This window comes from Achromobacter deleyi, from assembly GCF_013116765.2.
In the GTDB taxonomy this organism is placed as follows: Bacteria; Pseudomonadota; Gammaproteobacteria; order Burkholderiales; family Burkholderiaceae_B; genus Achromobacter; species Achromobacter deleyi_A.
On the sequence record NZ_CP074375.1, the window covers coordinates 1,913,568 to 1,930,908 of the forward strand.

Here is a 17,341-nt window from a genome sequence, read left to right on the forward strand (position 1 = left end):
GGCCTTGGCCATCACCGCATTTGCGATCGGCGTGGCCGAGTTCATCGTGGTCGGCGTGCTGCAGGCAATCGCGGACGATCTGGGTGTTCCCCTGGCGCGCGCCGGGGGGCTGGTCGGCCTGTACGCGCTGGCCCTGGCGGTCGGAACCCCGGTCATCGTGCTGCTGCTCGCGCGATTTCCCCGAAAGCCCGTCCTGCTCATCCTGGTGGCCGTGTTCCTCGCGGGGAACCTGATATCGGCCTTTTCGGCCGACTATGGCGTATTGCTCACCGGGCGCGTCATCACCGCCGTGGCCCATGGCAGCTTTTTCGCAATTGGCGCTACAGTTGCAGCCCGTCTGGCCCCGCCAGGCCAGGCGAGCCGCGCCATCTCGCTGATGTTCGCCGGTCTTACGCTGGCCATGGTGATAGGAGTTCCCCTGGGCAGCGCCATTGGCAATGTCCTGGGATGGCGGTTGCCGTTCTTTGCCGTAGCGTTTCTGGCTGGGGTCGCACTCCTGGCCACGGCGACGTGGGTTCCGGTTCTGCCCGCTCCCGCGGCAGGGCGACCAAAAGCACAGTTGGCCGCGCTGCGCAATGGCCCGATCCTGGCGATGATGAGCATCACCATCCTGGGCTTTGGCGCCAGCTTTGCCTCCTTCACGTTTGTGACGGCCATACTGACCACAATTACAGGCTTTACGACCAGCGTCGCCAGCTTGATGCTCGTCGTGTTTGGCATGGCCACGCTGGTGGGCAATCTGCTTGGCGGCCGCCTGGCGGCCGGCATAGGCTGGGAAGGCGCATTGCGATGGATCTTTTTTGCCCTGAGCCTTACGCTGATCGCGCTGGCCTTCCTCATGCCCTACCAGGCACCCATGGCGGCCCTGCTGTTCGTATGGGGTGCGCTTGCCTTCGGTATGTCGCCCGCATGCCAGACCGGCATGCTGTCCACGGCCGAACGCTGGACCCCAAAGGCAGTGGACTTTGCATCAGCGCTCAACATCTCCGCCTTCAATCTTGGCATTACGTTAGGCGAGACCGCAGGCAGTGCGATGGTGGCTCGGGAACATATGGCTTTAACGCCATGGGCCGGCGCCGTCCTCGTACTGCTTGCGCTGGTTCCCCTGGTCTGGCTTTCCCGCAAGGAGGCCCGGCGGGGAGTCTCTTGCACCAAGGCAATCGTTTAGGCAATCGGGCGGCCGCCCTGCTCCGCCGCGCAAGATAGATGTAGCCTGACACCCTGGGGTACTCGAGGGAGATATCTCATGGCTGAGAGCAACGCCGCCGCCTACTGCCTGGGAACGCCGTTACGCAACGAGATCGAGGCCCGCGACGCCAGCATGCTTCATGCTTGCCACGGACCGCGCCGCGGAAGCGATTGCCCGCCGCCATGGCGACGGTCCCGTGGCCGGCAAGATCCTGGCGCATGTGATCGTGGCGGCGCGATAGCGCAGCCCGGTCACAGGCTAGTCCTCGACCAATAGCCTGGCCAGCGCCTCGACGGAATATGGCTTTTGCATCACCTGGAATGCAAAGGCGTCTTTGCCCGCCAGGGCTTCGCTATAGCCCGTGGCCAGGACGATCCGTATATACGGCCACTGCGCCCTGATCTTGTGCGCCAGTTCCACGCCGTTCATTCCTGGAAGAACGACATCCAGGATGGCGATATCGAATCGCCCACCCTTCTCCTGCAACATGCGAAAGGCGCTTTCCGCGTCGACCGCCCAGGTCAGATTCTGGCCAAGACCCGTCAGCAAGGTGGATACGACTTCACCCACCATCCGATTGTCTTCCACCAGAAGGATATCGTTGTGCGCGCTGATTTCGGCGGTGGAATCACCTCCGGCCGCCACCATTACATTATTTGGCGTCTCCGCGGCCGGAAGATACAGCGTGAATGTCGTGCCCTGCCCCACGGCGCTTTGCACCTCGACGTCACCGCCCGACTGCCGCACGAAGCCCTGGACCTGGCTGAGCCCCAAGCCGGAATTCTCGTGCTTCGCCTTGGTGGAAAAGAACGGTTCGAAGACATGCGCGACCATGTCCTGGGCTATCCCAAGCCCGGTATCCTGGACCGACAGCGCCACGTGGGGGCCGTGCAGGCTGGACGCGCCGCTCACGGAGGGGGCTCTGTCGACATGCCGCGCCGATATCGTCAGCTTTCCCCCGGCGGGCATCGCATCCCGCGCATTGATGACAAGATTGAGCAGTGCGGATTCAAGCTGGCCGGGATCGGCGAATATCGTGCAATCGCCTGGCCCCAGCTCGTAGGTGAGCGCGATGGACGAACCGATAGAAGCCTCGAAAAGCTGTCTGAGCGACGACAGGCTCTCACGCACGTCGAACACGTGCGGCTGCAGCGGTTGCTTTTTCGCGTAGGCCAGCAGCTGCCGGGTGAGTTGCGCCGCCCGCTCAGTCGTTTCAATGGTGATGGCCACATAACGCATCAGCGATGCGGGCAGGTCGGGCGACCTCTTCAGGAATTCGGCGGAAAACCTTATCGCGGTCAGGAAGTTATTGAAGTCATGCGCGACGCCCCCGGTCAGGCGGCCTATGGCTTCCATCCGTTGCGCCTGATGCATGGAGTCGCGGGCAGCCTGAAGCTCCTCCCGGCGCAGCTTCTGTTCCGTGATGTCCCGGGTGATCTTTGCAAATCCGACCAGCCGGCCGTGATCGTCGTGGACCGGGTCGATGACAACGCTGCACCAGAACCGGCTCCCGTCCTTGCGCACCCGCCACCCTTCCGCCTCGAACCGTCCTTCGCGCGTGGCCGTCTCCAACGCTATTCGGGGGATCCCGGCGGCCCGGTCTTCTTCTGTGTAGAAAACAGAAAAATGCTGGCCGATGATCTCGTCCGCCCGGTACCCCTTGAATCGCTCGGCCCCCGGGTTCCAGCTGCTGACCATTCCATTGACGTCCAGCAGATAGATGGCGTAGTCCATCACGGCATCCACCAGGAGCCGGTAGGGGTCGTCCGAGGGGAATTCTGGGTTCATGTGCGCCTCGCGCAAGGCTGAAATCGTTCGGCTGCGGCTTTGCGCGGCGCCAGCAAATACCGTGCCTGGATGCAGCGAGCGAGCCTGCGGCGCGCACTCCCCCGCCGCGACGCCGTGAAGGACTTCCTTCGTTCACTTATATGGAAAACTTACGATCACTGATAAATTTCACTCGGAACACGCCAGCCCGGCAGGCCAAATGGGAATACCTGGATGAATCAATCACTGGGCTGCCCGCCGCCCCTGCTTTTCAGCGGGGAAACGCCACAGCGGGTAGACTGACCGCCTCTCTTTGCGTTTCGAGTCTGTATCCATGTTTGTTAAAGCTCTGCGTGTCGGTCTGGGTCAAATGATTGTTCTTGGCGACGCGCTTACCCGCCCGCGCCCGCAGCGGCGCTCGCCGCAAGGCCAGGCCGCCGTCAACACGGAAGCGGCCGCGCTCTCGCTCTACCAATTCCACGCCTGCCCGTTCTGCGTCAAGACGCGGCGCGCCATCCATCGGCTGAACGTGCCGATCACGCTGCATGACGCCAAGGGCGATCCGCAGGCGCGCGAACAACTGCAGTCCGGAGGAGGCAAGGTGAAGGTGCCCTGCCTGCGCATCGAGGAAGCAGGCGGCACGCGCTGGATGTACGAATCCAGCGACATCATTGCCTACCTTGAACAGCGCTTCGCCAACGTCGCCTGACCCGGACTCCCGGACGTGACGCCTCTGGTCCGCCGCTACGCCATGACGCTATCCGCTTGCGGCGTGCTGGCGGGCTGCGACCCCGCGCTGCCCCCGCCGCCGGCCGGCTCCAAGCTCACCGCCGAGACGATCGCAACACGCGAAACGCCTCCTGAACAACAGTTCAAAGGCACGCTGGCGGGAAAGCCTGTTCACTTGCTGGTCAACAACTGCAAGGTGTACAGAGTCGAGGCCGCCGAAGGCGAGAACGTGAGCTGGACACTGGTACTGGAAGGCGAGCCCTATCTGCTGCCCACCACCTGCATCCGCCAGTCGCTCACCGAAGGCAAAGGCTTTGTGACCGCGTTCATCGGACGCCAGGCGCTCGGCGCAGGCGGTTGCTGCACCGGCCGCCCGGAGTATCGTTCGACCGACGGCTTGAACTGGAAGCCGCACTGACCACCCATCGGCGGGCAGCATGGGTACAGGCAGCAACTAGCCCCGTTCGCGGGGAAGGATCAGCCTGATCTCTTCGGCATAGCTGCCATGGCTCGGGCCAGAGATCATCAGCACCGACTGATCGCCACCGGTGCGCCGGTCGAGCCACTGCGCCAACACTGCTTCACATTTTTACACCGGCCCGCGTTTAGTCCACGGCCCCGGGGGGTTGAATTTTTATAGTGTTATCAAATGCAATATCGAGCGTGGTGATGGTTTTTTGTCTTTCGGTGCCGCCTTCGATCTCAGCATTCACAAACAAACCTGTCCGATCATCAAAATAGGCTGTTACCGCCTCACGGAGAATGCTAAATACTGGATTTGGTACGTTATAGCGATAGACCCGCATTGACCGCCCATCTCGCTCTTCTTTTGAACAGGTCATACCCCTCAAGTCGTCGGAATTCAAATATGACGTCAACGCCTTGTCGATCGCGTCCTTGCTTGAGGCGGCATCCAGTGGTTCCCAAGTTTTATCCTTGCCAGTCCGAACCCATCCCTTGTCGTTGATCACAATCACGCCCACCTTGCCAAAGGGAGCATCAGAGATGATGCGCACGGCATTGGGCGGCACCACTTCATAGATTAAATTTATGGTTTCCTGCTTGAATGATGGCAGCCACTCACCGTTCAGCAGCGTCAAAGGCAGCTGGCGTTCATGCATGCGATAGGCCCCAGCAGAAGGCTTATAGGCGTTGTCACGCTCAAAATCGTTCATGCAGTCCGCAAGGGCGCCAGGCGAAAAAACGACTGCGGGCAACAGACACAAGCGGACGATGTGCCATACGACGTTCTTCTTCATCGGAATCACTCTGATCTTATTTTGTGCTGTGGAGATAAGGCGTCTGGATAATTTTTCAGACTACAATTTTTCAGTGTCTGGCTAGCGCATTTGTAGTCTGATAAACCCAAGATCTCGTTAACGATTTGCACTCAACATTGGATACCTGCTGCTGCCAGCGAGTGATTAGTGCAATATCTGATGCCTGGACTCAGCGTGAGCCCTGTAGCCAACCCTGGTGCCAAAGTTCATTCGGCGTGAAATTTGGTTCTTTGAAGTTGGCATGCAACCAGAATGTAGATTGCGGTAGCGTGCGGGTACTGGCGGAGCATCACCCATTTCAGGTCGAAAATCGCTCGACCAAGCCTCTCGACCCATGGACGCCGCAGCGCTCGGCGCCGCAATGTCTCATTAGTGATGCCGATCCGTCTCATCTCAACGATCTTCACGCTTTCCCTCGATGGCCGCAGTGTAAATTCGCCCACGATTTCACCCACAAGGCACCTTGGGATGGGCAGTGCCTGGGGGTGGAACGTCCAGCAATTCGACTGACGGTAAAGATCGTACATGCATTCAAAAATTCGCAGTAAGGCAGCCCGCGTTTCTCTTGTTCTCATCGGCATGACCCACGCGATGTCATACGCGGCAGACAAGGCTGCAGACCCGGCAGTCACGGATCCGCACTTCCAGCTGGCGCCCGGCTATATCCCCAAAGAGAAGTTGCCCAACAGTCTCGACCTGCTTGGCCCCCCTCCCGGCCCGGCCAGCGCGGCATACGCGCGCGACGAAGAGGCCAGGAATGCAACGGTCCCCTTGCGCGGCTCCGCGCGCGCAAGCCAGGCGCGTCTGGATGCCGACTTGCAGTTTCCACAGCCCGCCAGGAATTTCTCGTGCGCAATGGGCATTGATATCACCGAGGCGCAGACTCCTCACCTGTATCGTTTGATGCAGAAGGTGCTCACCGATGCCGGCTTGTCCACTTACGGTGTCAAGAACACCTATAACCGTGTCCGCCCGTTCGTCGTCCACAACGAAGGGACATGTTTCCCGGAGCAAGAGTCCTTGCTGCGCAATGATGGCTCATACCCGTCGGGTCACACCGCGGCTGGCTGGGCCTGGGCGCTGATCCTGGCCGAGATCAACCCCGATCGGGCCAACACGCTGTTCAAGCGCGGCCTGGAGTTTGGACAGAGCCGGGTCGTCTGCAACGCGCATTGGCAAAGTGATGTGGATGCCGGCCGCATTATGGGCGCGGCGACCGTGGCCCTGTTGCAGAACTATGCCGAGTTTCGAGCCGATTTGGACGCCGCACGCAAAGAAGTGCTGGCAGCCAAGGCAAAGAGCCCTGCCCCAGGCATGGACTGCGGCGCGGAGGTGGCAGCGTTTTCCAGGTAGAGAGAACGTCACCAGCCCTCTCACCTATAGAGAGAACGTCACCAGCCCTCTCACCTATTTCGTAGACGCCGCAACACCAAGAACCCATGAAACTCTTCTCCACCCCGCTGGTCTTATTGAGCATGCTGCTCGGGGCATGCAACTCGGCATACGCTGACAGCAAGCTGCCGATCAGCCCTCTTCTGAAGAACGAATCCGGCAATTCCGAAGCATGGCGTGTCAGCGCAAGTCCCTATGCCTGGGCCTCTGGCATCAGTGGAAAGGTCGGACAGTTCGGGCAGCAGCCGGCCAGGCTAGACTCCAGTTTCAGCGACATCGTCAACGAGCTTGACCTGGCCTTCATGGGGGCAGTCGAGGCGCGATACAAGCGATTCAGCCTGCTGGGAGACGTCATGTATAGCCAACTCTCGGCCGGCGGAAATACCCGGCACGGCATACTCAGTCGAAGAGTCGAAATGACTTCCGAGTCTTTCTCCGGATTTTTTGGCGCGGGATACAGCGTGCTTGAAAGCGACAGGGGTCACCTCGACGTGATCGGCGGCGGACGGCTCTGGCGCGCAAGCACCAAAATTGCCTTGAAAGGCGGAGCGCTCGACGGGAAAAGCCGAAGCGACAGCGCAACGTGGATAGATGCGGTGGCCGGTCTGCGCGGTCAATACGCCTTGAGCGAACACTGGTATCTGACCGGCTGGGGGGTGATCGGCGCAGGAGAGGCCAAGCTTGACTGGGACGCTACCGCAGCGATTGGCTATCAGTTCAAGTCCGATCTTTCGTTGGTGCTCGGCTACCGGGCGCTTGGCGTCAATTTCAATCGGAACGGCTTTGTTTACGACGTCATTCAGCAGGGGCCGATCGTGGGGCTTGCCTACCAGTTCTGAAGTACCTGGCGGCTTACACCGTCTGCGGAAAATGACTGTGCGCGGAAAAATGGCTGGATAGCAAATTGTTGCTGTCGGCCGGCGACGAGGCGTTGCGGCCCCACTCGCTGGCTTCGTCAGGCGCCACGCCAAAGCGCGAGATAAACAGCTTGCGAAATCGTCCCATGTCCCGAAAGCCGAAATCAGCGGCGATTTGCTTCACCGGGCGCGTCGAACCCCGAGGATCGACGATGCGGGCGTAGACCGCTTCCAGGCGCTTGCTCTTGATTACGTGGGCGACTCCGCCGAGGTCGGAGAAGACGCGATACAAATGGGCCCTTGAGACCCTGAATCGTTGCACGAGCAGATCCGGACCCAGCTCGGGCTCCGCGAGGTGATGATCAATGTAGGCCAGGACACGCGCGCGCAAAGCCTGACCCAGCACGGACTTGGGCTCATCCTGAATCGGTGCCGCGTTCGACAGACCCGCTGAAAGCAGGGTAACAAGGGCGTCCTGCGCCGCGACGTCTTCGCTTGCGGACAGTTGTCCCGAAACCGAGTGGAAGCCGCAAAGATAGTCCGCCAGCAGGCTCGCCATGGGATTCCCGGCCTGCAGCACAAACCCGTGAATATCGCGGGCGCCCAGCAACTTGTCGATTCCCGCGCGAGGAATGGTCGTGGCTACTCGTTCACCCGCATCCACCTTGCATTCGTAGGGCCGGGCCAGATCGATGATGCATATGCCACCCGGAGCCGCCACGACGTCGCGGCCGTCAAAGTCGCCATGGATGGAGCCAGCAACCAGGACGTGAACAAGGTAGTGGTCCAGCCCGCTGCGGGCGATGGTGGCCTGGTCCCGCTTGTAGCGCTGGGCGTTGAAGCTTGTCGAACCCAGCGTCATGCCGCCAAGATGGCGGATTCGCATGGTTCCTTCCAGCGTTGCCGCGTCGTCCGTCGAATCGAGCGTCGTATCGCAGAACGGGCGCGTGACCTCGCGCCAGTATTCGTCACGCTGCGAATGCTCTATTGCGTCGGTGGAAATGAACGTTTCCGAGCCAGTCATGTTGACGTCTTACCTTGAGTCGCAAGCCCCATCGCCGGGCAGGTGGGCCGCGTTCCATCCTGATGCGCCAAGACCGGTATTCAAGGCGGTGCCCTGGCCGGAAGTGTACCCGTGTACGAGGTACTCAAGTGCCGGGTCTGGATCGGCCCGGGCAATGCCCAGGCCGCCGGCCGCCGGCCGCCACTACAGTTTGGGCTCCGGCTGCGGAAAGCTCCATTGGCCATTCAGGATTTCTTCGCGCGGCTGATAAAGCCGGACCGTATAGTTCCAGCCGGGCATCGTAGGCAGACAATTGGCGATCTTTCCGTCGCAGCCACCGAACTGGATGGCAATCGAACCATCGTCGCTTTTCTTGGCAGTGAGACTGTTCAAGGAATAGGCATCGAACGGATTCTTCTGAAAATAGCCGTCGGCGTTGTAGACGCTCACAGACCAGAAGCTGTTGACCGGCACGGTTTTGACATTGAGCCGATAGATGGTTTTCCCATCGTTCTTCGGAATCGCCCCGCTGAGGTAGGTCGCGTCCTTGCTCGGATTTCCGCCCCATCCCGTCGCAGTTCCGATCAGGTGCTCGATGGGGTCGACCCCGCCCTTCGGGCCAAAGGCGTGGTTGTAGTTGGGAATCGTCGAACCAAGAACAAGCAAGGCATCCCGCAGCTTCTTCTGGCTCGCTTGATCCCACTTCTGCACTACGAATTCCCCTGCCCCCGCCTGGCTGACCTTGATGGCGTCCTGCAGCGCATGCACCTGTTCAAGGTCTTTGGGATCCGCGGGATCGACGAGCGTGCGGATAGCGACGAATACATAGCGTGTGCCGACGTTCTCCTTCGTCAGCGTGTGCTGGCCGGCTCCGTAGAAGACGGCCGGCACAAAGTGTTCTCCGCTGACCACTTGCATCGACATGAATCTCTTGCCGGCCTCTGGCAACTTGATCGTGACGGGACCCGCATCGAGATCGAACACGGCTTCCGAGTAGAGCGTGTCCCGATTCATCCGGATGACGTTCTGGGCATCGATGCGAGTGGGTTCGCGGCTATGGACAAACTTTCCAAAGCTCCCATCCGCTACCGCTTTTCCCATGTAGAGATCGGACTCGGCACGGACAAAATTATCGACACCAACAGGTATCGCCGCATCAGAAGGAGGCAGAGCGTACGCGCTCCCGGAAGCCGCCAACGTCAGGGCGACGATGCAGGACGCGGATGAATATGACATTTAAGCCTCTTGATCATGTGAAAACGTATTCCACTGCCTGGCTTCGGATTTTTCTCGTGCATGGGTCGCGCGTTACACCAGCTCGCTGGCCGCTCCATCCTCGGAAACTGGTTCCGTCCAAGGCATCTTGTATGTGAAATCGCTGGCGACTGTACACCGCGGTCCTCGGGAGCAAGCGCAAAGTTCGTCGAGCTGAGACGAATCGGCATCAACAATGAGACATTGCGGCCCCGCAATCGAAAGCGCCCGCCAATTGGGCGGGCGCTGCCTGGTTCCGACGATCGCCGCGAAGATGGCGCAGACTGGCCGGCTCAGGCCGTCACATCGAGCGATATTCCGCAGAGCTTCAGGGCTTGATGCGGGTGATCTTGGAACCTTCAAGGCCCATGCCCGCCATCAAGCCCTGGGCGCCGAAAGGCACGGCGAAGACGTCCTGCGACAAGGTGGTGGTGGACACACTGGAGGCGGTGGCTTTATCCCAGAGGACCAGGCTGGGGCCGCTGCCCAGCGCCCAGCCATCGCTTTGTTCAAGATAGTTCAGCGACTTGTGATTCATGAAGAAAAGCGCATAACCAAAGGTCTGGGCGCCGGCCTGAAGACCCAGTGACACGGCGGAGATGTCGTAATAACCGATGGCCTCTTTGCCCTTGAACAAGGTGCCCTGCCCGTGCTCGCCACCGACCAGGAAGCCGGCCTTGTAGATCTTGGGAAAGACCAACACGGCTACCGCTTTCTCGCCCAGTTCTTTCGTGCTCGGTTCGACAGCGTAAAGATGCTGCAAGGCGCTTGCGGAATCACTGCGGACCGTGTGCGCACTGTCTGCCAGCGCCGCGCCAGACAGGCCCAGCACGCAGGCCGACACCAGCAACGCCGCACGCAAACAACGAGCCAGTCGGCTTCGAACACACTCCAGGTGCTTGCGACTTACGATGAACATGAGAGACCTCAGGTTTGGTTGTACGCCCCCATACATCGGCGCGCATGGAGTATTCGGACCGGGGCGGTGCTTGTCAAGAGGACCTCACCGTGCTTTCTACATGCGACGTGACACGCTGCTGCACACACCTGGAAAAAGGTGTCCAACAGGCGTGGAAGGGAATAAGCTCTCGGTGCGGCGCCAATAAATAACAGGCGACGCCATCGACACCGGGAAGACACATCATGAGCCAACTCAAAGTCTGCACGTACAACTTGGAGTGGATGACCTCTTTTTTCGGTGCACGACGAGATGCCGACTGGCTGGCGGACCGCGTCATTCCATCCTCGTTCCCCGGCAAGGATGCGGGCAGCATCAAGCTCAGCCCCATTGCAGACGTCCACGGTCTTTGCGAACGTATCGCTTCAGGAATTCAGGCCATTGACCCAGACGTGCTGTTTGTCGAGGAGGGACCGCCGCTGCAAGAACAGATGAAACTGTTCGTTCGGCGGTTCCTGAACGATGAGTACACCGTATATCGGTCTAACCGTGCTGACCAAGCCGTTCACGGCCTCGTCAGAAAGAGCTTGTCGAGCCAGGTGAAGCCTTGGTTGCCAAGCGGAAAGACGCCGCAGAAGCTCTGGAGAAATGTCCCCTACTATCCTTGGGGAAAGATCGCGCCAGAAGACCGCAGGCAGCACAGCCTTGCAAGATACCCTTTGCTGTTGCGCGCGAAGCTTGCGCCGGGTCAGGACCTTATCTTGGGCGGGCTTCATACCAAGTCAAAATTTTCCCTGCTAAAGACCAGAAAACAATGGGAAAACCGTGGCACCAACCCCGAGCCGGTACTGGACGCTCTCAGCAGTCGGCAAAAGCTGTCGGCGGAAGTTGCGCGTCTGCGAGAAGTCATTACTGCGATCGTGTCCGTCGGTCCGGAGCAAGCCAGCGTCATGGTGGCCGGAGACTTCAATGACGGTCCATTCAAGGATCTCATGGAAAACGAATTCCTGGTCAAGAGCATCCTCGATGAACTCGTCGGTTCGTTTCTGGACCCGAACACCTACTTCAAGCACGCAATGGAACCCGCTGTACTGTCTTCAGCCAGTACGACCCGCTTCGCCGACCCTCTCCAGAATGGAAAAGTGGTCGCGGAACTCATCGACCACATGGTCGTGTCCCCGGCGATCTGGAGTGGACTTGGCGCCTACAAAGTCAAGACCGGCAGCTGTCAGGTCGAAGAAGCGGCTTGGCAGATGGGAGTCGTGGGCGACCCGGATGCTTCACGCGACAACCGACCGAGTGACCACAAGCCGGTTTCTATCGTCCTCGACTGGTAGCCGAACAGCGCAGCATCCCGCGCCGTCCATGAAGAAGGCGCTGGCGCCCTGACGGAAGGCCAGGCCCGGCCAACACCGGCCATCACCCCGGCGCGAGCTCGCGCGCGCGTTCTTTCAGCACCCGGATAAAGCGCTGCACGTGCCGGCTGGGCGTATCGAAACGGGACCGCACCAGGCTCAGCGCCAGCGGAATCGATTCACGCAGCGGCCGCACCACCACGCCCGGCCACCCCGCCCCTTCGACCGAGAACTGGTCGACGATGGCCACGCCCACCCCGGCGCGCACCAAAGCGCAAGCCAGTTCGGCCCGCACGATGTCCACCGATGCGTTCCACGAGACGCCCGCGCGCTGGAACGCCGCCGCGACCAGCTGGCCAAAGGGAATGTTGCGGCTGTACAGCACCAGCCGGCAGGCGGCCAGTTCGGCCAGCCCGACGTCGGCCTGCGCCGTCAGCGGGTGCCCCGCCGGCAGGATGCAGACCATCTCGCCGGTGGCGAAGGGCTCGACGATGAGGTTGGGATGGTCGATGGGCAGCACCGAGACCGCCAGTTCGGCCTTGCGCCCCAGCAGTTCGTGCGCCATGTCCGCCAGCAAGGTGGTGTGGTATTTCACGCGCACATTCGGGTAGCGTTCCAGGTAGCCGGCCACCACGGGAGGCAGAAAGTTCAGCGCCAGGCTGGGGCTGGAACACAGGGTCAGCGCGCCTTCCGGCCGGGCCGCCAGATCGCGGGCGAATTCGTCGATGCGCAGCGCTTCTTCAAACAGCGGCCCCACTTCCTCGAACAGGCGATGGGCTTCCTGCGTGGGCGTGAGCTTGCCCTTGTCGCGGTCGAACAATTGCAGGCCCAGGCTTTGTTCGGTGTGCGCGATCAGCCGGCTGACGGCCGGCTGCGACACGAACAGCAGCTTGGCCGCTCCGTTCATGGATCCCGTCAGCATCACCGCCCGGAACACTTCCATCTGTCTCAGCTTGAACCGCATGGCCTTAATCCGATAATCAATTGTTATAACCCCGGGCCAACTTAGCATAAGAGAAACTCTCGCCGCATCGGTAGCATCCACAGTCGTCGCCGGACGTATATCCGGTCGTTTCGATAAAGGAACTGCATGATGTTGAAGCTGGGATTCGTCGGCCTGGGAATGATGGGCCTGCCGATGCTTGAAAACCTGGCCGGCGCGGAAGGGATCAGTATCCGGGCCCATGACCGCGACCCGCGGCGGCTGGATCGCCTGAAGACGCATCCCGCCTGGGGCCTCACGCTGCACGCGGCGGACACACTGGCCGATCTGGCCGATTGCGCGGTGATCATCACGATGCTGCCCAACAGCGCCATCACCAACGCCGTGATCGAGGGGGGCGCCGACGGCCCCGGCCTGGCGGCGCTGCTCGCGCGCGGCGCGACGCTGATCGACATGGGCTCGTCCAACCCGGCCGATACGCTGCGCCTGGCGCCGTTGCTGCACGAGGCGGGCATCACCCTGATCGATGCGCCGGTTTCGGGCGCCGTGGCCAAGGCCGCCAACGGCACGCTGGCCATCATGGCCGGCGGCGCCGCGGCCGACCTGGAGCGCGTGCGGCCGATCCTGTCGTGCATGGGCGCGGCGCTGATCCATACGGGCGCGGTGGGCTCGGCGCATGCCATGAAGGCGCTGAACAACTACGTCTACGCCGCCGGGCTGCTTGCCGCCAGCGAGGCGATGCTGATCGCGCAAGGCATGGGCCTGGACCTTGGCGTCTTCACGCAGGTACTCAACGCGTCGAGCGGCCGCAATGTCGCCACCGAAACCAAACTGGCCCAGTTCATCGTGCCGCGCACCTTCAACGGCGGCTTCGCGCTGTCGCTGATGGCCAAGGACCTGCGCACCGCGGACAGCCTGCAGCAACTGGTCGGCGTGGCCGCCCCGCAGCTGTCCTTGTGCACCGACCTGTGGCAGCGCGCACTGCAGGCGCTGCCCGCCTCCGCGGACAACACCGAAATCTACCGCTACCTGGAAGCGCAGCGCGACGCCCCCTGACACCTATAACTACACCCACCAACGGGAGACAACATCATGAACAGAACCGCCACGTCCATTGCCCTGGCGCTAGGCCTGGGGATGACGGCCGCCGCACCGACTCTCGCGGCGCCCTATCCCGAGCACCCGATCCGGATGGTCGTGCCCTTCCCGCCCGGCAGCATCACCGACGTGGTGGCGCGCAGCCTGGGCAAGCATATGGCCATTGACCTGGGCCAGCCCGTGGTCGTGGAAAACAAGCCGGGCGCCAACGGCATCATCGGCACTCACGACGTGGCCCGCAGCAAGCCCGATGGCTACACGCTGGTGGTGGTTGGCGTGTCCACCGCCGCCAGCGGCGTCAGCCTGTTCAAGGACCTTCCTTACAACCCGGCCAAGGACCTGGCGCCGATCGGAGCCGTCGCGGAAACGCCTTACCTGCTGGTGGGCTCGCCCAAGGTGCCGGGCGCCAACGTGGGCGAGCTGTTCGCCTATGGCCGCCAGCATCCCGGCAAGCTGACTTACGCCTATGGTTCGGGCAGCGCGCAGGTATTCGGCGCCAAACTGGCCGCGATGGGCGATATCAACGTCACGGCCGTGCCTTACCGCGGCGGTCCGCAAGCGTTGACCGACGTCATCGGCGGCACGGTGGACCTGACCTTCACCGATCTGGCGAATGGCTTGCAGCAGGCTCGCGCCGGCAAGGTCAAGACCTATGGCGTCAGCACACCCGAGCGCTTTGCGCTGGCGCCCGATATTCCGACCCTGAACGAAAGCGGCGCGCCGGGCTTCAACCTGACGGTCTGGTTCGGCCTGATGGGCCCGGCCAACCTGCCGCAGCCCGTGGTGGACCGCCTGGCGAAGTCGCTGGATCTGGCATTGGCCGACCGCGAACTGCAGGAAACCTATGCCCGCCAGGGACTCAGCGTGAAGACGCAAAGCCCCGCCGAGTTCGGCGCCTTCATCGGCGCCGAGATCGACAAGTGGGCCGCCATCGTCAAGGAAACCGGCATTCCGCCGCAATGAATCCAATCCAAGGAACCGCAATGTCGTTGATTGAAATCCGCAAACGCAGCCTGATCATCGAAACCACCTTCCACGAAAACGGCCCCGCCCCGGCCCGGCCGCTGAAGCTGGCCGCGTCCTGCGCCGTCATCAAGAACCCTTACGCCGGGCGCTACGAGCCCGATCTGCTGCCCTTCATGGCTGAACTGCGCGGGTTGGGCACCTTGCTGGCCACGGAGCTGGTGGACACGCTGGGCAGGGACAACGTCGAGGTCTACAGCAAGGCCGCCATCGTCGGCCTGGACGGCGAAATGGAGCATGGCGCTGTCTGGCATGAGGCCGGCGGCTGGGCGATGCGCACCGTGCTGGGCGAACCCAAGGCCATGGTGCCGGCGGTGAAGGCGGTGGCCGTGGCCGGCTACCGGATCATGGTCCCGGTCCATTACATCCACGCGTCCTATGTGCGCAGCCACTTCAACAGCATCGAGATCGGCATCCAGGATGCGCCGCGCGCCAACGAGATCCTGTTCGCGCTGGTGATGGGAACCGGCGGCCGGGTGCATTCCCGGCTGGGCGGGCTGACGAAGGAAGCCGTGTCGGTGCATGACGGACAGCGCTGACGCAGCCGGAAGGAACGCCGCCTGAACAGGTGGCGCTGATCAGTCGGACCTGAAGCGCCCCTTCATTGCAGAGCCTGGTCACGTTCAACGCTGTCGGCGAGCGCGCGCAACAGGGCCGCGCCATCGCCGCGCCACGCGCTGCCGTGCATGCAGGCAAGCGTTGCCGGCTGCAATGCAGCAAGGCGTTCCAGCATGGCGCGGGCGTTCCTGGTGTGCGAGAAGTAGTCCATCTGGCGGCGGAAAGCCTCGCTCGGCTCAAGGATGTCGCATTCGGTAAGCGCTGCGTTATGCGAGCCGCCTTGGGTAAACAAGTCGCCGCATAGCAGTGTTGCCGATTCGGTCTCCATGAGGAACCCGCATTCCCATGCGTGCGGCAGATGCGGCGTATCAAGCCAGCGCACGCGATGCTGCCCGAGCGGGATGATCTCGTCATCATCCATTGCGCGTGGCGGCCGGTCGGCGAAATCACCCACCGAGACCATGGCCGCGACCCGGCCACAAAGGGGCTCCGCGTGCGGAGCGGCGGCGAGGAATTCATTGAGTGCGCCGCACTCATCGGCCTCGAAGTGCGAAAAGCCGACATAGCGCAATCGATCGATGGGCAAGATCCGCGCTACCGCCGCACTGACGACGGGAAACAGCTTGCGCAAACCGGTATGAAACAACAGCGGCGCGTCGTCGTTGATCAGATACTGGTTGAAGGAGAATCCGCCGCCAGGGATCTCGACTGGCGTGGAGATGCGATAAATGCGGTCCGCGATCTCGTCGATTGTGGTGCCGCTAGAAAGGGATAGAGTCGCCATGGCGCGCTCCTTTCTTGGACAACTGACGCGGCGCAAGCCCGGCCAGTTCCTCGGTGGATATCCGACGATTGTCGAGCGTCCAGGCGGTAATGTCCAATACCCAAATTTCGCGCCATCGGCGAGACCCGCCCCTTCCAGAACGGGATCGCTACCATGTTGCAGATAATTGCATAACGGTCAGGGCCGCGGAATCTCGCGGCAGTCCAGGCTCACCTGGCCAGGCGGCTTCAATCGCCGGCCGGCGCATCGAGCGCCGCGCTCTCTTCCAGCAGCCAGTCCCTGAAGGCGGCAACCGCCGGCGTGGCCAGCTTGTCCGGAGGGGCCAGGAAAAAATACCCCGCGCCCGTGCTGAATTCCTCGTCGATGGCGGGCACCAGCACGCCCTGCCGCAGTTCGTCTTCCACCAGGAAAGTAGGCAGCAAGCCGATGCCGATGCCCGACGCCACGGCCTGGATCAGATGCGTGGTCAGTTCAAACTGAGCGCCCCAGCGCATCGTGCGCACGGGCAGTCCGTGCGCCTCGAACCAGCGCTGCCAGACAGCCGGACGCGCGGCCACTTGCAGCAGCATGTGCTGGGCCAGGTCGGCGGGCTTGCGGGTCGGGTGGCTGGCCGCCAGTTCCGGGCTGATCACGGGGATGACGTACTCGTCCATCAGCCGATGCGGAACCAGCCCCGGCCAGTCGCCGTCGCCCACGGCGATCACGGCGTCGATGCCCGCCAGATCCAGATCAAAGCGCGTCACCCGCGAATGCAGGTGGACCAGGATGCCGGGATGGCGCGCATAGAAGCGGTTCAGCCGGGGCATCAGCCACTTCGCGGTGAAGGTGGGCAGCGCGGCCAGGTGGAAGGCGCCGCGGCCGGTGCGGTGCGAGATCGCCTGCAGGGACGCACTGCGAATGCGGTGCAGGGCCGCCGCCAGTTCCTTCTGATAACCCATGCCGGCTTCGGTCAGCAGGATGCGCCGCTTCTCGCGCCGGAACAGCGGCACTTCCAGCAGATCCTCCAGTGCCTGGACCTGCCGGCTGACGGCGCTTTGGGTCAGCGCCAGTTCGGTCGCCGCCCGCGTGAAGCTCAGGTGGCGGGCGCTGGCTTCAAAGGCCAGCAGCAAGGACATGGAAGGAGTCAGGCGACGCGGGTTCATTCTATAAATACATGAATTCAATCGAATGACTATACCGCGGCACGGTTAATCCGTAGCTTGAATCGCCCT

17 protein-coding genes are annotated in these 17,341 nt (G+C 62.0%); 9 read left to right on the forward strand and 8 right to left on the reverse strand.

Annotation, left to right across the window (positions count from 1 at the left end):
- Positions 1-4 precede the first annotated feature (4 nt).
- Positions 5-1,168, forward strand: a complete 1,164-nt coding sequence (locus HLG70_RS08585; RefSeq protein WP_213697167.1) for an MFS transporter — start codon at positions 5-7, stop codon at positions 1,166-1,168.
- Between the two features lie 279 nt (positions 1,169-1,447).
- Here HLG70_RS08585 and HLG70_RS08595 read toward each other — a convergent pair whose 3' ends face one another.
- The gene (locus HLG70_RS08595) at positions 1,448-2,977 is read right to left on the reverse strand and encodes a PAS domain-containing sensor histidine kinase (RefSeq protein WP_171662182.1); all 1,530 of its coding nucleotides are present in this window, start codon (positions 2,975-2,977) and stop codon (positions 1,448-1,450) included.
- A gap of 313 nt (positions 2,978-3,290) precedes the next feature.
- Here HLG70_RS08595 and HLG70_RS08600 point away from each other — a divergent pair, with 313 nt between their 5' ends.
- Together HLG70_RS08600 and HLG70_RS08605 are read left to right on the forward strand one after the other, a co-directional pair.
- Entirely contained in the window at positions 3,291-3,665 is a 375-nt protein-coding gene (locus HLG70_RS08600) for a glutaredoxin family protein (protein ID WP_171662181.1), read from the forward strand.
- Positions 3,666-3,680: 15 nt separating this feature from the next.
- A complete protein-coding gene (locus tag HLG70_RS08605) occupies positions 3,681-4,103 on the forward strand; it encodes a hypothetical protein (RefSeq protein ID WP_234103010.1) in 423 nt (140 codons plus the stop codon).
- A 187-nt stretch (positions 4,104-4,290) separates the two neighbouring features.
- Here HLG70_RS08605 and HLG70_RS08610 read toward each other — a convergent pair whose 3' ends face one another.
- Positions 4,291-4,944: a hypothetical protein gene (locus tag HLG70_RS08610; RefSeq protein WP_171662180.1), complete on the reverse strand. Its 654-nt coding sequence runs from the start codon at positions 4,942-4,944 to the stop codon at positions 4,291-4,293.
- Between the two features lie 546 nt (positions 4,945-5,490).
- On the opposite strand from HLG70_RS08610, the gene HLG70_RS08615 reads away from it, so the two are divergent.
- Both HLG70_RS08615 and HLG70_RS08620 read left to right on the forward strand, forming a co-directional pair.
- On the forward strand, positions 5,491-6,318 hold the full coding sequence (locus tag HLG70_RS08615) for an acid phosphatase (RefSeq protein ID WP_234103011.1): 828 nt from the start codon (positions 5,491-5,493) through the stop codon (positions 6,316-6,318).
- A gap of 86 nt (positions 6,319-6,404) precedes the next feature.
- The gene (locus HLG70_RS08620) at positions 6,405-7,196 is read left to right on the forward strand and encodes a hypothetical protein (RefSeq protein WP_171662179.1); all 792 of its coding nucleotides are present in this window, start codon (positions 6,405-6,407) and stop codon (positions 7,194-7,196) included.
- A gap of 13 nt (positions 7,197-7,209) precedes the next feature.
- Here the strand turns inward: HLG70_RS08620 and HLG70_RS08625 are convergent, their stop codons facing one another.
- The 3 genes from HLG70_RS08625 to HLG70_RS08635 all read right to left on the reverse strand — a co-directional run bounded on the left by HLG70_RS08625 (position 7,210) and on the right by HLG70_RS08635 (position 10,390).
- A complete protein-coding gene (locus tag HLG70_RS08625; protein WP_171662178.1) occupies positions 7,210-8,238 on the reverse strand; it encodes a helix-turn-helix domain-containing protein in 1,029 nt (342 codons plus the stop codon).
- Positions 8,239-8,421: 183 nt separating this feature from the next.
- On the reverse strand, positions 8,422-9,453 hold the full coding sequence (locus HLG70_RS08630; protein WP_171662177.1) for a DUF1254 domain-containing protein: 1,032 nt from the start codon (positions 9,451-9,453) through the stop codon (positions 8,422-8,424).
- 346 nt (positions 9,454-9,799) lie between these two features.
- Positions 9,800-10,390: a YSC84-related protein gene (locus HLG70_RS08635; protein ID WP_171662176.1), complete on the reverse strand. Its 591-nt coding sequence runs from the start codon at positions 10,388-10,390 to the stop codon at positions 9,800-9,802.
- Positions 10,391-10,614: 224 nt separating this feature from the next.
- On the opposite strand from HLG70_RS08635, the gene HLG70_RS08640 reads away from it, so the two are divergent.
- Positions 10,615-11,706 (forward strand): hypothetical protein, encoded by a 1,092-nt coding sequence (locus HLG70_RS08640; RefSeq protein ID WP_171662175.1) that lies wholly within the window; start codon positions 10,615-10,617, stop codon positions 11,704-11,706.
- An 82-nt stretch (positions 11,707-11,788) separates the two neighbouring features.
- Here the strand turns inward: HLG70_RS08640 and HLG70_RS08645 are convergent, their stop codons facing one another.
- A complete protein-coding gene (locus HLG70_RS08645) occupies positions 11,789-12,688 on the reverse strand; it encodes a LysR substrate-binding domain-containing protein (RefSeq protein ID WP_171662174.1) in 900 nt (299 codons plus the stop codon).
- Between the two features lie 126 nt (positions 12,689-12,814).
- On the opposite strand from HLG70_RS08645, the gene HLG70_RS08650 reads away from it, so the two are divergent.
- The 3 genes from HLG70_RS08650 to HLG70_RS08660 are packed head-to-tail and all read left to right on the forward strand — an operon-like array spanning position 12,815 to position 15,327.
- The gene (locus HLG70_RS08650; RefSeq protein WP_171662173.1) at positions 12,815-13,723 is read left to right on the forward strand and encodes an NAD(P)-dependent oxidoreductase; all 909 of its coding nucleotides are present in this window, start codon (positions 12,815-12,817) and stop codon (positions 13,721-13,723) included.
- A 36-nt stretch (positions 13,724-13,759) separates the two neighbouring features.
- A complete protein-coding gene (locus HLG70_RS08655) occupies positions 13,760-14,728 on the forward strand; it encodes a Bug family tripartite tricarboxylate transporter substrate binding protein (RefSeq protein ID WP_171662172.1) in 969 nt (322 codons plus the stop codon).
- 20 nt (positions 14,729-14,748) lie between these two features.
- On the forward strand, positions 14,749-15,327 hold the full coding sequence (locus tag HLG70_RS08660) for an amino acid synthesis family protein (RefSeq protein WP_171662171.1): 579 nt from the start codon (positions 14,749-14,751) through the stop codon (positions 15,325-15,327).
- Between the two features lie 62 nt (positions 15,328-15,389).
- Here HLG70_RS08660 and HLG70_RS08665 read toward each other — a convergent pair whose 3' ends face one another.
- Entirely contained in the window at positions 15,390-16,130 is a 741-nt protein-coding gene (locus HLG70_RS08665) for an MBL fold metallo-hydrolase (protein ID WP_171662170.1), read from the reverse strand.
- A gap of 227 nt (positions 16,131-16,357) precedes the next feature.
- A complete protein-coding gene (locus HLG70_RS08670) occupies positions 16,358-17,272 on the reverse strand; it encodes a LysR substrate-binding domain-containing protein (RefSeq protein WP_171662168.1) in 915 nt (304 codons plus the stop codon).
- Between the last annotated feature and the right edge of the window lie 69 nt (positions 17,273-17,341).

Coding starts and splice junctions, on each gene's coding strand:
- HLG70_RS08595 (WP_171662182.1), bottom strand. CDS start 2,977: ATGAACCCAGAATTCCCCTCGGACGACCCCTACCGGCTCCTGGTGGAT.
- HLG70_RS08600 (WP_171662181.1), top strand. CDS start 3,291: ATGTTTGTTAAAGCTCTGCGTGTCGGTCTGGGTCAAATGATTGTTCTT.
- HLG70_RS08610 (WP_171662180.1), bottom strand. CDS start 4,944: ATGAAGAAGAACGTCGTATGGCACATCGTCCGCTTGTGTCTGTTGCCC.
- HLG70_RS08615 (WP_234103011.1), top strand. CDS start 5,491: ATGCATTCAAAAATTCGCAGTAAGGCAGCCCGCGTTTCTCTTGTTCTC.
- HLG70_RS08620 (WP_171662179.1), top strand. CDS start 6,405: ATGAAACTCTTCTCCACCCCGCTGGTCTTATTGAGCATGCTGCTCGGG.
- HLG70_RS08625 (WP_171662178.1), bottom strand. CDS start 8,238: ATGACTGGCTCGGAAACGTTCATTTCCACCGACGCAATAGAGCATTCG.
- HLG70_RS08630 (WP_171662177.1), bottom strand. CDS start 9,453: ATGTCATATTCATCCGCGTCCTGCATCGTCGCCCTGACGTTGGCGGCT.
- HLG70_RS08635 (WP_171662176.1), bottom strand. CDS start 10,390: ATGTTCATCGTAAGTCGCAAGCACCTGGAGTGTGTTCGAAGCCGACTG.
- HLG70_RS08640 (WP_171662175.1), top strand. CDS start 10,615: ATGAGCCAACTCAAAGTCTGCACGTACAACTTGGAGTGGATGACCTCT.
- HLG70_RS08645 (WP_171662174.1), bottom strand. CDS start 12,688: ATGCGGTTCAAGCTGAGACAGATGGAAGTGTTCCGGGCGGTGATGCTG.
- HLG70_RS08650 (WP_171662173.1), top strand. CDS start 12,815: ATGATGTTGAAGCTGGGATTCGTCGGCCTGGGAATGATGGGCCTGCCG.
- HLG70_RS08655 (WP_171662172.1), top strand. CDS start 13,760: ATGAACAGAACCGCCACGTCCATTGCCCTGGCGCTAGGCCTGGGGATG.
- HLG70_RS08660 (WP_171662171.1), top strand. CDS start 14,749: ATGTCGTTGATTGAAATCCGCAAACGCAGCCTGATCATCGAAACCACC.
- HLG70_RS08665 (WP_171662170.1), bottom strand. CDS start 16,130: ATGGCGACTCTATCCCTTTCTAGCGGCACCACAATCGACGAGATCGCG.
- HLG70_RS08670 (WP_171662168.1), bottom strand. CDS start 17,272: ATGAACCCGCGTCGCCTGACTCCTTCCATGTCCTTGCTGCTGGCCTTT.